Source organism: Paraburkholderia phymatum, from assembly GCF_038900715.1.
GTDB lineage: Bacteria > Pseudomonadota > Gammaproteobacteria > Burkholderiales > Burkholderiaceae > Paraburkholderia > Paraburkholderia phymatum_A.
This window is the reverse complement of the sequence record NZ_JAYMRZ010000026.1, coordinates 60,509-75,013: the sequence shown is the minus strand read 5'-3', so window position 1 is coordinate 75,013 and position 14,505 is coordinate 60,509. Positions and strand designations below refer to the sequence as shown.

Below are 14,505 nucleotides of genomic sequence, written 5' to 3'. Positions count from 1 at the left end.
GCGCTGGCGGTTGGCCTGATCCGCCTGGACGGCCTTTCGTCTGACCAATGAACATTGATTCCAAAAGACATTAGCGATACCCTTACGACTTTCGTGCGACACGCATGCTCGTGTCCGGGGGACCCGCCGTTATCTGGGAATGAAATGTGACCCTCGGGTCACCTTAAATAGTGAGCGAGACCCGGTTGGGCTTATCGGGGATCGCCAATGGCGATATCCGGTGTACTCATATATGCCGGGCGCCGCATTGTATTGATCTGATTACCGTCAGGTTCCGCCCAGTCAGCGGCTTCATCCCCGCTGACAAAGCGGAATGAACGTTTGCAACCTCCGCCGCTCTCGGGCGTCGGAGTCGCTATGAAGATACGAGCGAAAGCTCGGCGTGTCATTGTTCGCCTGCACCGGTCGTATTGGTGTCGGTAGTGAACCTGCTATACGACTAGCAGTAGCCTAGGAGGACATGCGTCACTGGCAACGGTGGGGTTTGAAGCTCCTCTGACAATGAAGCCCCCGGAAGTTTCGGGCAAATCGGCATCGTGAGATTCCGGTTTGGAGAGCCCAAGCAGCGATGGGTTCAAGGAGCTAGGCTGGCTGATATGGTCAACGTATGTGAATCACTGATAAACCTCGTGATAAGGACAGTGCCAAATGCTGCTCGGGCACTAACCAAAACGGTACGCGGTCGGTTAATCCGTTGGAAGTTCGGATTACGTCGTCATCAGACCGTCGGGGGATAGGTGGGACCTAAGTCAGTCGTGTGACATGCCGGGAACGTGGTAAGCCTGTACGGCCACCTATCCTTTGGGATCGGTAGGCGAACCGTGAGGAACGCTGTTGGTTGTGCAGGTATGGGAGGACGGAAAAAGCGAATGCCGGGCTGTAATGGCTTGGATAGGGGTTGGGACATTACCCCACGCGAAAGCGGGCAGACTTTCGTCTGGTCTACCGTCGCAAGACGGCTGGCTGACCCTTGAAAACTTGGTGCACTTCGGACTTTGCTGTCCGCGGTGTTTGAAAATTTTCCCCAGCGGGGTGTGTCTCCCCGCTTGGGGAAGATGCATCTCCCATCTGGGGATTTTCTTTCCAGATGAGGAGAGCAGCATGAGAGTATCCGTCCGAAAGGATGGATCTGCGCTCTCCCACGAACTGGACGACTGGCGTGCCGTAGATTGGCACCGGGTTGAACGGAACGTGAGGGGAATGCAGATTCGAATTGCGAAGGCGACGCGGGAAGGCAAATGGCGCAGGGTGAAGGCCCTGCAACGGATGCTGACCCGCACGTTGTCCGCAAAGCTGCACGCGGTACGACGTGTTACGCAAAACCAGGGTGCGCGGACGGCTGGTGTCGATCGCGAGCTATGGGAAACGCCTGAGAGCCGATGGGAAGCCATTGGCAGGTTGAAGCGGCGCGGATACCGACCTCTGCCGTTACGGCGGGTTTTTATCCCTAAGGCCGATGGAAAGGAACGCCCCTTGGGTATCCCAACCATGCGGGACAGGGCGATGCAAGCCTTGTATCTGCTGGCCCTGGAGCCTGTGGCGGAATCCTCGAGCGATCCGAACTCTTATGGGTTCCGAATCAATCGCTCGACGGCGGACGCGAAATCTCAGCTATTCGTATGCCTAAGCCATGAGAGTTCTGCTCCATGGGTACTGGAAGCGGATATTAAGGGATGCTTTGACTTTATCAGCCATGACTGGTTGCTTGATCATGTCCCAATGGACAGGTCTGTTCTCCGGAAATGGTTGAAGGCTGGCTTGTTTTATAAGGGCCAGTTTCAGGCGACTGAGGCCGGTACGCCACAGGGAGGGATCATCTCCCCGACGCTGGCAAACGTGACGCTGAACGGGTTGGAACGGGAGTTGTTGCAACACCTCAAAAAGAGGTTTGGCACCGTAAAAGCCTCGAAGCTGAAAGTGAATGTGGTTCGATACGCGGATGACTTCGTGATTACCGGCACCTCGAGAGAGGTGCTAGAAAGCGAAATCAGACCTTGGATAGAAGCCTTCCTCGTGGTTCGGGGATTGCGGCTGTCGGAGGAAAAGACGCGCATTGTCCATATTGATGACGGCTTCGATTTCCTTGGGTGGAATTTCCGGAAGTACTCGGGAAAACTGCTCATCAAGCCGAGCAAGAAGAACGTCCAAACGTTCTACCGCAAGGTGGCAGAAACGATCAGCGGCAACAAGACGGTGAAGCAGGAGGAGTTAATTCGACTGTTGAACCCGATGCTACGAGGCTGGGCGCAATATCACAGCCAGGTAGCTGCCAAGCAGGTGTACAGCCGGATGGAGCATCTGGTGTTTAAGAAGCTCTGGCGGTGGTCTAAGCGGCGTCATCCCGACAAGAATGCCAACTGGGTAAGGAAGCGGTATTTCCACTCGGTCGGGAATCGGAATTGGGTATTCGCCGCTCCTGTGGTTTGGAAAGAAGGTAGTCGGGGGTTGGTAGAGCTTTACCAGATCAGCGGTATGCCTATCAAATACCTCCCCAAGGTCAAGGGGGATTTCAATCCCTTCGACCCTAGGCTGGAGCGATACGGAGAGAAGTTGCGGCAGGAGCGCATGCAGCATTCGATGCGTTACCGGAAGCAATGGGTCTCACTGTTTATGTCGCAGGGCGGCTTATGTGCGCACTGCGGGCACACACTGACGGACGAGACGGGTTGGCACGACCATCATCTGATGTATAGGATGCATGGTGGATCTGACGCGTTGTCCAACCGTGTCCTGCTTCATCCAGACTGCCACTGGCAGGTGCACGCTGGTAGACTTGTGGTAACTAAGCCGGCTCGATCGTAAGATTGGGCTTCGTAAGCGGTATGTGTAGGCTTGAGCTGTATGCGGGGACAACTCGCACGTACAGTTCTTAGGGGGCCCCTTTTCTGTAAGGAGAGGGGGCTACCCAACATGGTCGTCAAACTCGTTATTCAACAGCGGGAATCTTGATTCATGGCACGCAAGTGGCTCCGCGACGGCGTGCTGATCGCCGCCTTGACGGTCGGCGGTCTTGTCGGCAGCAGCTACCAGACGGGCGCCCTCGCCCGTGAAGCGCAACAGGCACAGGTAGGCGGCACCATTGCGTTGGCGCAATTGCCGCCGGAAGCTGTCAGGACATTGAACTCGATTGCCGCTGGCGGGCCTTACCCGTATGAAAAGGACGGCGTCGTATTCGGCAATCGTGAACGGTTGCTGCCGCCGCACCGTCGCGGGTATTACCACGAATACACCGTCCCCACGCCACACGCCCGCGATCGCGGCGCACGCCGCATTGTCTGTGGAGGACCGCTCAGGCGGACCGACAATTGTTATTACTCAGACGACCACTACGCCAGTTTTAATCGCATTATTGATTGACATCGGGATAATCGGCATGAGCGACAACATCTACGCGCACGACTCGAAAGTCGCGACGGATTTTTTCGCGGCCGGCGAAGGCAATATGTTCCAGCGCGTCATGCAGATGCGCGATGCCGGCCAGGCCCGTGACGTCCAGAACGAAGCGAGCACGGGACCTTCATCGGAAGAGGGACGCATGAGTCTTTTTCAGACCGTACGACCGAACATCGTACAGTCGATCCGCGCATTCCGCGTGCAGGATCTCGCCGACGAAGCGAATCGGCTCGGTCAGCATTTTCTCTACGCTTTTGTCGGCAATGCGCAGTCCAAGCAGGAAGTGATGGAGACGATTGCCACGTCGTTCCTGTTTCCCAAGCACTTCGGCAAGAATTACGACGCGCTGTACGACTCGCTGACGGACCTCGTCCACAAGGCCGGCGCCCAGCCGGGCTTTGTCATCGTGCTCGAAGCGCTGCCGATCGCGACCAAATTCGACAAGGAAGCGCGTGAGACGCTGCTCGACGTGTTCCGCGAAGCAGCGGAGTTCTGGGCCGAGCGCAAGGTCGCGTTCCGCGTGTTCTACTCGTTCGCTTGAAATGTCTAGGGTGAAGAGCGCGTCGCCGGGAATCGTTCGACGCCGATCGATCGGTTCTCAAGCTAGAACCAACAAAAAGGCCCGCTGTCCGGCGGGCTTTTTCATTTTCAACGAGCTTTTCGTATTTCCTCTTCTCTGAAACGCCCCTCGCTGTAAGCGCCTACCAGCCGCCCCAGCGCGCCGCGAGCGCTGACAGCACCGCGATCCCGGCTGTTTCGGTGCGCAGCACGCGTGGTCCGAGGCCGACGGCCATGAATCCGTGACTCGCAGCGGCGGCCTCTTCGGCGGCGGAGAAGCCGCCCTCAGGGCCAACCAGCACCAGCGCGCGGACTTTCGGCGGCTCGGTCTGCAACGCGGAGAACGGCACGCTCGCCCGCGGCGACAGCAAGAGCCGCAACTCGCCTTCGACCGGCTCCTTGGGCATCGAGCCGAGCCATGTCGCGAGTTCGCGCGTCGGCATCACTTCCGGCAGGCGGTTACGCCCGCACTGCTCGCATGACGCCTGGACGATCCGCTGCCAGTGAATCTGGCGGCGCTGTGCGCGCTCGCCGGCAAGACGGACGACGCTGCGCGTCGTCGTGAGCGGCACGAATTCGGACGCGCCGAGTTCCGTCGCCTTTTCGATCAGCCAGTCCATCTTGTCGCTGCCGGCGATGCCCTGCGCAAGGGTGAGCTGATAGGGCGGCTCTGCCTCGATGTCGCGATGTGCGCCGATCCGGGCAATGGTCCCATGCCGATCCATATCGACGATTTCGGCGCTGTACTCGCCGCCATTCCCGTTGAACAGGCTGACAGTGTCACCCGGTTGCAAACGCAGGACGCGGACGTGCCGGTTGACTTCATCCGGCAGGGAAACGATGTCGTCGGTCTTGAACAGGGTGCCGACGAAAAAGCGAGGCATAAGGAAGGTTCTCATTCACTCAAGACAGATGGCAGGCCAACGCCCAGCGATAGCCGTCAAGATCTTCGATCTGGGCAAACCGATCGCCCCAGAACTGATCTTGCGGTTCGCTCAGCGACCTGGCGCCGGCCGCGATGGCCCGCGCATAAACCGTGTCGACATTGTCGACATAGAGATAAAACGATTGGGGCGCCATTGTGCCCGAGCTTTTCGGCGTTTTGGCCGTCGAGCCGAATGCGCCTTCCGGCGCGAACATGACAATCAACTGGTCCTGATACGTCATCTCGACATGCATCACGACGCCCTCGTCATGCACGCTGTCGCGGACGCGGAAACCAAACGCCGCCTCGAAGAACGCGATGGCGGTGCGCGCATCGCGGACCGTCAGATACGGTGTCAGCCACGGCACTCCGGCTGGGCGTGGGGCAGTCATCGAACTCTCCTGAACCAATGGGTCGCTTACGCCATCGCCGCCGCGACCAGCCGTTTGCCATGCGGCAGACGGCCGGTGCCAAAGAGGCGATGCATTTTGCAGCAGTCTCAAAGCCAACGCTTTAAGAATCGGCTTAGTTTACTGCCTGATGCGCGATGAACGGCGAATAACGGATCGTGCGGCGATATTTCCGGGCGTCGCGTGCAAACGGATTTGCACGGCACGATGAATCGAAAATCCGACTGTTCGCGTTCAATTTGCGGCTTCGTCGATGATCGCGCGCGAATTTGGTTAGTCGCGCGCGGCATCTCCACGGAAAGATTCGGGCGACGTCCCAAAAGTTCTTGATGTTTTGCGCGTCATCAAATGCCGCAACGCGGGATCAGCGGAAACTGCGGGCCTTGCAGACCACCCCCGCCTGACTGGCAGCGGACGGCGCGAAAACCACGGTAAATGACGCGAACATGCGTGCCGGATCGCCCCGAAACGCCCGCCGATGGCGGAAGTCGCGTCCGGCTATCTGTTAGAATGTCTCGCTTTGCAGCCCTGTCCGTTTGCCCAGCCCGCCTCGCGTCTTCCGGCGCCGCACCGTGCGCCACAGCAGATCGGCCGCCGCGCTTCCGGACCATCAACGGCGCCCCGCTTTTTGGACCAATCCCCGGACCCGACATGACGACCTCGTCTCCCGCCCCCACTTCCCTGATGGCCAACGCGATTCGCGCGCTCGCCATGGATGCCGTTCAACAAGCGAATTCCGGACACCCCGGCATGCCGATGGGCATGGCCGAAATCGGCGTTGCACTGTGGTCACGCCATCTGCGCCACAACCCGAAGAACCCGCATTGGGCGGATCGCGACCGCTTCGTGCTGTCGAACGGCCACGGCTCGATGCTGCTGTATTCGCTGCTGCATCTGACGGGCTACGACCTGCCGATGGAAGAGCTGAAGAACTTCCGTCAGCTGCACTCGAAGACGCCGGGCCACCCGGAATACGGCATTACGCCGGGCGTCGAGACGACGACGGGCCCGCTGGGTCAAGGTCTTGCGAACGCAGTCGGCATGGCGCTCGCCGAATCGCTGCTCGCGAACGAATTCAACAAGTCTGACGCGAAGATCGTCGATCACCACACGTACGTGTTCCTCGGCGACGGCTGCCTGATGGAAGGCATTTCGCACGAAGCCTGCTCGCTCGCCGGCGTGCTGAAGCTGAACAAGCTGATCGCGTTCTACGACGACAATGGCATCTCGATCGACGGCGACGTCGTTCACTGGTTCCACGACGACACGCCGAAGCGCTTCGAGGCATACGGCTGGAACGTGATTCCGGGCGTGATCGGCCACGACGTCGAAGCCGTCGACGCAGCCATCAAGAAGGCCAAGCAGTCCGACAAGCCGACGCTGATCTGCTGCAAGACCGTGATCGGCGAAGGCTCGCCGAACAAGGCAGGCACGCACGACGTGCACGGCGCCGCCCTTGGCGACAAGGAAGTCGCAGCCACGCGCGAGAAGCTCGGCTGGAACTACCCGCCGTTCGTGATTCCGCAGGAAATCTACGCAGCGTGGGACGCGAAGGAGCAGGGCACGAAGATCGAGGGCGACTGGAACAACGCGTTCGCCGCCTATCGCGCGAAGTATCCGCAGGAAGCCGCCGAATTCGAGCGCCGCATGGCGAACAAGCTCCCGGCCGACTGGGCGGAAAAGGCGCAGGCGATCATCGCTGGCGCGAACGAGCGCGCCGAAACCGTCGCGACCCGCAAGGCGTCGCAGCAGGCCATCGAAGGCCTCGCTGCCGTGCTGCCCGAACTGTGCGGCGGCTCCGCTGACCTGACGGGCTCGAACCTCACGAACTGGAAGGCGGCGAAGTACGTGCGCGTCGGCGAAACGGGCGCGGCCGGCAGCTACGTGAACTACGGCGTGCGCGAATTCGGCATGAGCGCGATCATCAACGGCCTCGCGCTGCACGGCGGCCACAAGGCGTTCGGCGGCACGTTCCTGACGTTCTCCGACTACAGCCGCAACGCGCTGCGCGTCGCCGCGCTGATGAAGTCGCCGTCCATCTTCGTGTTCACGCACGACTCGATCGGCCTCGGCGAAGATGGCCCGACGCACCAGTCGATCGAACATGTCGCGAGCCTGCGTCTGATTCCGCACATGCAGGTCTGGCGTCCGGCGGATACCGTCGAGACGGCCGTCGCCTGGACGCAAGCGGTCGAGCACCAAGGCCCGTCGTGCCTGATCTTCAGCCGCCAGAACCTCGCGTTCAATCCGCGCACGGATGCGCAGATCGCCAACATCGCGAAGGGCGGCTACGTGCTGCAAGACTGGAACGACGAGATCGTCGCGCGCAAGATCATCCTGATCGCGACGGGCTCCGAAGTCGAACTGGCGATGAAGTCGGTCGAGGCGCTCGCGCGTGAAGGCATCGCGGCACGCGTCGTGTCGATGCCGTCCACCACGACCTTCGACAAGCAGGACGCCGAGTACCGCGAGCGCGTACTGCCGCATGGTGTGCGCCGCGTCGCGATCGAAGCGGGCGTGACGGATTTCTGGCGCAAGTACGTGGGTCTGGAAGGCGGCGTCGTCGGTATCGACGTGTTCGGCGAGTCGGCCCCGGCAGGCGTGCTGTTCAAGCATTTCGGCTTTACCGTCGAGCATGTGGTCGCGACGGCCAAGGCGGCGCTCGGCTGACGCGAGCTTCACGCCGCGCGCTGCTGTCGCAACGACGGACGCGCGGCGGGCTTCGCGTCGCAGCCGCGGCATCAGGGAAGAATTTTTTCAGCCATCAGGAGATAGAACATGACGATTCGTGTCGCAATCAACGGCTATGGCCGGATCGGCCGCAATACGCTGCGCGCCTTTTACGAGAACGGCAAGAAGCATGACCTCGAGATCGTCGCGATCAACGACCTTGGCGATGCCAAGACCAACGCGCATCTGACGCAGTACGACACCGCGCACGGCAAGTTCCCGGGCGAAGTGACCGTCGACGGCGAGAACCTCGTCGTCAACGGCGACAAGATCCGCGTGCTGGCCAACCGCAACCCGGCTGAACTGCCGTGGGGCGAACTGGGCGTCGATGTCGTGATGGAATGCACGGGCTTCTTCACGACGAAGGAAAAGGCGAGCGCCCACCTGAAGGGCGGCGCGAAGAAGGTGATCATCTCGGCGCCGGGCGGCAAGGACGTCGACGCGACGATCGTCTACGGCGTGAACCACAACACGCTGAAGGCCGAGCACACGGTTATCTCGAATGCATCGTGCACGACGAACTGCCTCGCGCCGCTCGTCAAGCCGCTCAACGACAAAATCGGTCTGGAAACGGGTCTGATGACCACGATCCACGCGTACACGAACGACCAGGTGCTGACCGACGTGTACCACGAAGACCTGCGCCGCGCGCGCTCGGCCACGCACAGCCAGATCCCGACGAAGACGGGCGCTGCATCGGCTGTCGGCCTCGTGCTGCCGGAACTGAACGGCAAGCTGGACGGCTACGCGATCCGCGTCCCGACCATCAACGTGTCGATCGTCGACCTGTCGTTCATCGCCAAGCGCGACACGACCGTCGATGAAGTCAACGCGATCATGAAGGAAGCGTCGGAAGGCGCGCTGAAGGGCATCCTCGGCTACAACTCGGCGCCGCTGGTCTCGATCGACTTCAACCACAACCCGGCTTCGTCGACGTTCGACGCGACGCTGACCAAGGTATCGGGCCGTCTGGTGAAGGTGTCGAGCTGGTACGACAACGAGTGGGGCTTCTCGAACCGCATGCTGGACACGGCGGTTGCTTTCGCGAACGCGAAGTAAGCGCTCCTCGCTGCGTTCATGACGCTAAAAAGCCGCTCTTCGGAGCGGCTTTTTTCATGCTCGCGGCTTTGGCGAGCGAGGCCGTTCAGGCGCGCTCCCGGGCTCACGCATGCGGCGTCGGAAAATACACGCCCGCGCGCTGCGCCGCGTTCGCGATGTGCTTCTCGATGGCCTTGCCGGCCGCGTGCGGATCGCGTGCTTTCAGCGCATCGAGAATCGCGCGATGCTCGTGATACGTCGACAGCACCAGCTCGCGCCGATAGAACGGCATGCGCTGGCTCTCCTTCATGATGTCGGCGCTGCTGCGCAGAATCGATTCGATGGCCGCATTGCCCGCGATATTCACAATGCGCATGTGAAAGTCGAAGTCGAGCTGCGCGGCCTCGTCCAGTTCGCCATTGGTCAGCGCGGTGTGCAGCGCCGCGATGTTGTCCTCGAACCATTCGACGTCGTCGTCGCCGATCGCGAGCGCCGCCATGCGCGCGACAAAGCCTTCCAGCGCGAAACGCATCTGATACGTGTCCGGCAGCGAGGACTGATCCGCGAAACGCCAAGGATGCGCGGACGACGCCTTCGTCGACTGCACATACACACCTTTTCCCGGACGGATCGTCAGCATGCCGAGCGCTTCGAGCGTCGACAGCGCCTCGCGTAGCGAAGCCCGGCTGATGTCCAGTTCCTCCGACAATTGCCGCTGCGCCGGCAACAGGCTCCCAACGGGATAAGCGCCACCCTCGATCCTCTCGCGGATCGCGTCGCGATGGCGGCGTCGGTGACGGTGTGCGGGACGTTCTTCATGATGGCGTCGGCGGTTCGGTGCGGTCTGACCAGCATTGTAGAACGGCTACGAGAAATCGTCGCAACCCATAGCAACAATGCAAGTTCCGGGCGAGAAGGCCGGTCAGACCAGATCGGGTAAACACCGGTCTCAGAATCCGTGTTCTGCGTCGTCGTCAGCGGGATGGCGCACGCCGGCGATCTGAAAAAAGTGGGCCGCGTCGGCCTGAAGGCCGTCGTCTACTTTGAAATCATGACGACGATCGCGCTCGTGATCGGCGCGGTGCTCGCGTACGTGACGCGGCCCGGCGTCGGCATGAACATCGATCTGCATTCGCTCGATGCCGCGTCGCTCGCCACCTACACCGAGCACGCGAAGAGCCTGAAGGACACGGCGGCGTTTCTGCTGAAGATCATCCCCGACACCGCATTCGACGCGTTCGCGAAGGGCGACATCCTGCAGATTCTCGTGTTCTCCGTGCTGGTCGGCTCCGCGCTGTCGCTGCTCGGACCGCGCGTGCAGCGCGTCAACGGCCTGATCGACGAGCTCGCGCAGGTGTTCTTCCGCGTGATGAGCTTCATCATCAAGCTGGCGCCGCTCGGTGTGCTGGGCGCCATCGCGTTCACGACGGGCACGTATGGCGTCGCGTCGCTGAAGCAGCTCGGCATGCTCGTCGTCGTGTTCTACGCGAGCTGCATCGTGTTCGTCGCGGTCGTGCTCGGCATCGTGATGCGCCTCGCCGGCTTCAGCGTTTTCAAGCTGATCCGCTACCTGCGCGAAGAGCTGTCGATCGTGCTCGGCACCGCTTCGTCGGACGCCGTGCTGCCGCAAATCATGCGCAAGCTCGAATGGATGGGCGTGAAGGATTCGACCGTCGGCCTCGTGATTCCGACCGGCTACTCGTTCAATCTCGACGGTTTCTCGATCTATCTGACGCTCGCCGTGATCTTCATTGCACAGGCCACCAACACGCCGCTGTCGATGCACGATCTGATCGTCGTCGTGCTGGTGTCGCTGATCACGTCGAAGGGCGCGCACGGCATTCCCGGCTCCGCGATCGTGATTCTCGCGGCGACGCTCTCCGCGATTCCCGCGATTCCCGTGCTCGGCCTCGTGCTGATCCTGCCCGTCGACTGGTTTGTCGGCATCGCCCGCGCGCTGACGAATCTGATCGGCAACTGCGTCGCGACGGTGATCGTCGGCGTATGGGAAAACGACATCGACAAGGCGCGCGCCCGCCGCGTGCTGAATCTCGACAGCGACTATCGCTTCGTGCCGACCGTCACCGATGTCGACGAAGAAGCGGGCCACGCGAATCCCGCGCACGCCGTATGACAACGCTTTCCGCCATCTGACCGACCACCCATGGCAACGGCGGCGGGCTCCGACTCCGAAGGCCCGCCGCCAACTCACTCACTCGACTGAAGACTGAACGAACCGATCATGGCCAATCCGATTCTCGATCCGAACGCACCCGCTTTCACGCGCCGCTACATGAATCTTGCCGACCCGCGTCTGGGCGCCAAGGCGCTCTTCGCCAGCGACGAATTCTTCGCGCCGAAAGAGCGCATGCTCGACCCGCAGCCGGCGGTGTTCATCCCCGGCAAATACGACGACCACGGCAAATGGATGGACGGCTGGGAGACGCGCCGCAAGCGCACGACGGGCCACGACTACTGCGTCGTGCGGCTCGCGCGGCCGGGCATCGTGCACGGCGTCGATCTCGACACGAGCCACTTCACGGGCAATTTCCCGCCGGCCGCGTCGATCGACGCCTGCTACTCCGACAGCGACGTGCCCGCCGATCACGCCGACTGGCAAACCATCGTCCCCGCGACGACGCTGCAGGGCAACCAGCATCACTACGTCGAAATCAGCGATGCGCGCGCGTTCACGCATCTGCGCGTGAACCTGTATCCGGACGGCGGACTCGCGCGGCTGCGCGTCTATGGGCAGCCGAAGCGCGACTGGGAGCGGATCGAGCGCGGCACGCTCATCGACCTGGCCGCGATCGAAAACGGCGCGTACCTGGTCGCGGCGAACAACCAGCACTTCGGGCCGGCATCGCAGATGCTGATGCCGGGGCGCGGCGTGAACATGGGCGACGGCTGGGAAACGCGACGCCGCCGCGAGCCGGGCAACGACTGGGCGATCGTCGCGCTCGCGCGTCCTGGCGTGATCCGCAAGGTCGAAGTCGATACGGCGCACTTCAAGGGCAATTTCCCGGACCGCTGCTCGCTGCAGGCGGCGTCCGTCACGGGCGGCACCGACGATTCGCTCGTCACGCAGGCGATGTTCTGGCCGGTCCTGCTGCCGGAACAGAAGCTGCAGATGGACAACGTCCACACGTTCAGCGCCGAACTCGCCGCGCTCGGCCCTGTCACGCACGTGCGCTTCAACATCTATCCGGATGGCGGCGTGTCGCGTCTGCGTCTGTGGGGCGAGATCGAATAAGGCACACTGAACAGGTCAGCGGGACTCACGGAGAAGGCCATGAACACACTGCGCATCGAGCGCCTGACGGGCGAAGCGTTCGCTCCTTTCGGCGACGTGATCGAACTGGAAGGCGCGCGGCATTATCCGATCAACGAAGGCACGACCGAGCGCTATCACGATCTCGCGAAAGTGGACGTGAGCACGCAGGGCGGCCGTCCGCTGATCAACGTGTTTCGTGCGCAGCCGCGCTCATGGCCGATCGATATCGTGATGATGGAGCGGCATCCGCTCGGCAGCCAGGCGTTCGTGCCGCTGTCGGATACGCCGTATCTGATCGTCGTCGCGCCGGCGGGTGAGCTCGATCCGACGAAGCTCAGAGCGTTCTCGACGCGCGGCTGGCAGGGCGTGAATTACGCGAAGGGCGTCTGGCATCATCCGCTGCTGGCGCTGGAGCGCGTGAGCGATTTCCTGATTGTCGATCGAGGCGGCGAGGGGCCCAACTGCGACGAAGTGTCGTTGCCGCACGCGTGGCGGCTCGAACGGGAGTCGCTCGAGGCCGTTGCTGTCTGAGGCGTGCGCTCGCTTTCTGGAGGCAGTGGAAAGCAAAAGGCCCGGCCGATTTTCATCGGGCGGGCCTTTCGCGTATTGCCTGTCACGTCGACCGGACCGCGCCCCGAATCGCGGCCCAACGCCCGTCAGTGCTTGCGATGCGGGCACTTGTCCTTCGTGCACGCGCCATACAGCGCGAGCGCGTGTTCCTGCAGCTTGAAGCCGCGTTCCTTCGCGATCGCCTGCTGGCGGCTCTCGATTTCAGGGTCGAAAAACTCTTCGACCAGGCCGCAGTCGATGCACACCAGATGGTCGTGATGCGTCCCTTCGTTCAGCTCAAAAACGGCTTTACCCGACTCGAAATTGCTGCGCGACAGCAGCCCCGCCTGCTCGAACTGCGTGAGCACGCGATACACCGTGGCGAGCCCGATATCCAGTTCTTCATGCAGCAGATTACGGTAGACATCTTCGGCGGTCAGATGGCGCACCGGGCTGTGCTGAAAGATCTCCAGAATCTTGAGGCGCGGTAGGGTCGCCTTGAGTCCGATATTTTTCAGATCGGTTGGATTGGTCATGGCAAGGGATCCCTAGAGTACAATGCAAGGTTCTAATAGTAATGTGAATTGCTGTTGAGGTCATCTTCGACGGAAACTCGCGCGGCTCGGGAAGCCCCGCACGGTGAGGGAAATGATTCCAAAAGCTCTATTGATCAACCGGGGGAGCCGCATGCGGGGCACCATGATCGTCGCTGCGGCTGTGGCGGTTCTTGCTGGATGTTCCACGTACGACAGCCTGACGCAACGTGTCGCCCAAAGCATCACGCCGTACCGCATTACTGTGGTTCAGGGCAACTTCGTGTCGAAGGAAATGGCCTCGCAGATGCAGGCCGGCATGTCGCGTGCGCAGGTGAAGCAGGTGCTCGGCACGCCGCTCCTGACCGACATGTTCCATGCCGACCGCTGGGACTACGTCTTCTACTTCAAGCGCGGTTCGACTGCGGTCGTCCAGCAGCGTGATTTCATCGTGAACTTCTCGGGCGATCGCGTCGCGAGCTGGTCGGGCGGCGAAGATCTGCCGTCGAACCTCGAACTGCTCGCCGATATCGACGGCGATCGCACGGGCAAGAAAGTGGCGGTAGCGCCTGCCGTCGCGAGCGCTGCGGGTGCGGCGAGCGCGCCTGTTGCAGCCGCGTCCGCGCCCGCCTCGACGCCCGATACGGCACGCACGTCCACGTCCGACGCCGCGCAGGCGGGCAATCTGCCCGCCGTCGATCCGAACGCGCAGGCCGCCCAGGCTGCGAACCGCCTGACCAACGCCGTGCAGGCGCCGGCGCCCGGCACGACGCCGTCGGTGCGCGCGGGTACACCGCAGTCGAATGGCGGCGTGCCGCAGAACTCGACGGAGCCCGGCCAGCCGCAGTTCCGATTCACGCGTCCGCCGCCTCCGCAGATCCAGGGCGTGCCGAAGGAAAACCCCGTCGGTCCGACCGGCCCCCAAAGCAACAATGGCAAGAATGGACAGGCGAAAGACGCGCCCGTCGCGTCGTCGCCGGGTTCGTCCAAGACCAGCACGGGAACGGGCGGCTGATTCCGTTGTCCGTAACATGACGGGCGGCATCTTCGCCCGTCATGCGTCTCGCCGCGATGCATGGCCGCTTTGGTTCATCG

11 protein-coding genes and 2 pseudogenes are annotated in these 14,505 nt (G+C 61.9%); 9 read left to right on the top strand and 4 right to left on the bottom strand.

Annotated features, from left to right (window positions below; translation table 11 throughout):
• The first annotated feature begins 1,101 nt into the window (after nt 1-1,101).
• The 3 genes from ltrA to VSR68_RS34645 all read left to right on the top strand — a co-directional run bounded on the left by ltrA (nt 1,102) and on the right by VSR68_RS34645 (nt 3,934).
• Nucleotides 1,102-2,802 carry a group II intron reverse transcriptase/maturase gene (gene ltrA, locus VSR68_RS34655; RefSeq protein ID WP_342944075.1) on the top strand — a complete coding sequence of 567 codons (1,701 nt, stop codon included), beginning with the start codon at nt 1,102-1,104 and terminating at the stop codon, nt 2,800-2,802.
• A 150-nt stretch (nt 2,803-2,952) separates the two neighbouring features.
• Nucleotides 2,953-3,357, top strand: a complete 405-nt coding sequence (locus VSR68_RS34650) for a ribonuclease (RefSeq protein WP_342944074.1) — start codon at nt 2,953-2,955, stop codon at nt 3,355-3,357.
• A 16-nt stretch (nt 3,358-3,373) separates the two neighbouring features.
• Nucleotides 3,374-3,934 carry a barstar family protein gene (locus VSR68_RS34645; protein ID WP_342944073.1) on the top strand — a complete coding sequence of 187 codons (561 nt, stop codon included), beginning with the start codon at nt 3,374-3,376 and terminating at the stop codon, nt 3,932-3,934.
• 160 nt (nt 3,935-4,094) lie between these two features.
• On the opposite strand, the gene VSR68_RS34640 is transcribed toward VSR68_RS34645, so the two are convergent.
• Nucleotides 4,095-4,835, bottom strand: coding sequence for a 16S rRNA (uracil(1498)-N(3))-methyltransferase (locus tag VSR68_RS34640; protein WP_342944072.1), 741 nt, complete (start codon nt 4,833-4,835; stop codon nt 4,095-4,097).
• A gap of 19 nt (nt 4,836-4,854) precedes the next feature.
• The gene (locus tag VSR68_RS34635) at nt 4,855-5,268 is read right to left on the bottom strand and encodes a glyoxalase/bleomycin resistance/extradiol dioxygenase family protein (protein ID WP_342944115.1); all 414 of its coding nucleotides are present in this window, start codon (nt 5,266-5,268) and stop codon (nt 4,855-4,857) included.
• Nucleotides 5,269-5,937: 669 nt separating this feature from the next.
• On the opposite strand from VSR68_RS34635, the gene tkt reads away from it, so the two are divergent.
• On the top strand, nt 5,938-7,956 hold the full coding sequence (gene tkt / locus VSR68_RS34630; RefSeq protein ID WP_342944071.1) for a transketolase: 2,019 nt from the start codon (nt 5,938-5,940) through the stop codon (nt 7,954-7,956).
• Nucleotides 7,957-8,064: 108 nt separating this feature from the next.
• The gene (gene gap, locus VSR68_RS34625) at nt 8,065-9,075 is read left to right on the top strand and encodes a type I glyceraldehyde-3-phosphate dehydrogenase (protein WP_342944070.1); all 1,011 of its coding nucleotides are present in this window, start codon (nt 8,065-8,067) and stop codon (nt 9,073-9,075) included.
• 103 nt (nt 9,076-9,178) lie between these two features.
• On the opposite strand, the pseudogene VSR68_RS34620 reads toward gap, so the two are convergent.
• Nucleotides 9,179-9,873: pseudogene (locus tag VSR68_RS34620) on the bottom strand (FadR/GntR family transcriptional regulator).
• Nucleotides 9,874-10,012: 139 nt separating this feature from the next.
• Here VSR68_RS34620 and VSR68_RS34615 point away from each other — a divergent pair.
• From VSR68_RS34615 to VSR68_RS34605, 3 genes and pseudogenes are all read left to right on the top strand, one after another.
• Nucleotides 10,013-11,188 (top strand): annotated as a pseudogene (locus VSR68_RS34615) (C4-dicarboxylate transporter DctA); the annotation flags it as partial.
• A 108-nt stretch (nt 11,189-11,296) separates the two neighbouring features.
• Nucleotides 11,297-12,307 carry an allantoicase gene (gene alc, locus VSR68_RS34610; RefSeq protein WP_342944069.1) on the top strand — a complete coding sequence of 337 codons (1,011 nt, stop codon included), beginning with the start codon at nt 11,297-11,299 and terminating at the stop codon, nt 12,305-12,307.
• 39 nt (nt 12,308-12,346) lie between these two features.
• Nucleotides 12,347-12,859, top strand: coding sequence for an ureidoglycolate lyase (locus VSR68_RS34605; RefSeq protein ID WP_342944068.1), 513 nt, complete (start codon nt 12,347-12,349; stop codon nt 12,857-12,859).
• 125 nt (nt 12,860-12,984) lie between these two features.
• On the opposite strand, the gene fur is transcribed toward VSR68_RS34605, so the two are convergent.
• Complete coding sequence (fur, locus tag VSR68_RS34600; RefSeq protein WP_342935836.1) at nt 12,985-13,413, bottom strand: ferric iron uptake transcriptional regulator; 429 nt, start codon at nt 13,411-13,413, stop codon at nt 12,985-12,987.
• A gap of 151 nt (nt 13,414-13,564) precedes the next feature.
• Here fur and VSR68_RS34595 point away from each other — a divergent pair, with 151 nt between their 5' ends.
• Nucleotides 13,565-14,425, top strand: coding sequence for an outer membrane protein assembly factor BamE (locus VSR68_RS34595; protein ID WP_342944067.1), 861 nt, complete (start codon nt 13,565-13,567; stop codon nt 14,423-14,425).
• Nucleotides 14,426-14,505: the final 80 nt, after the last annotated feature.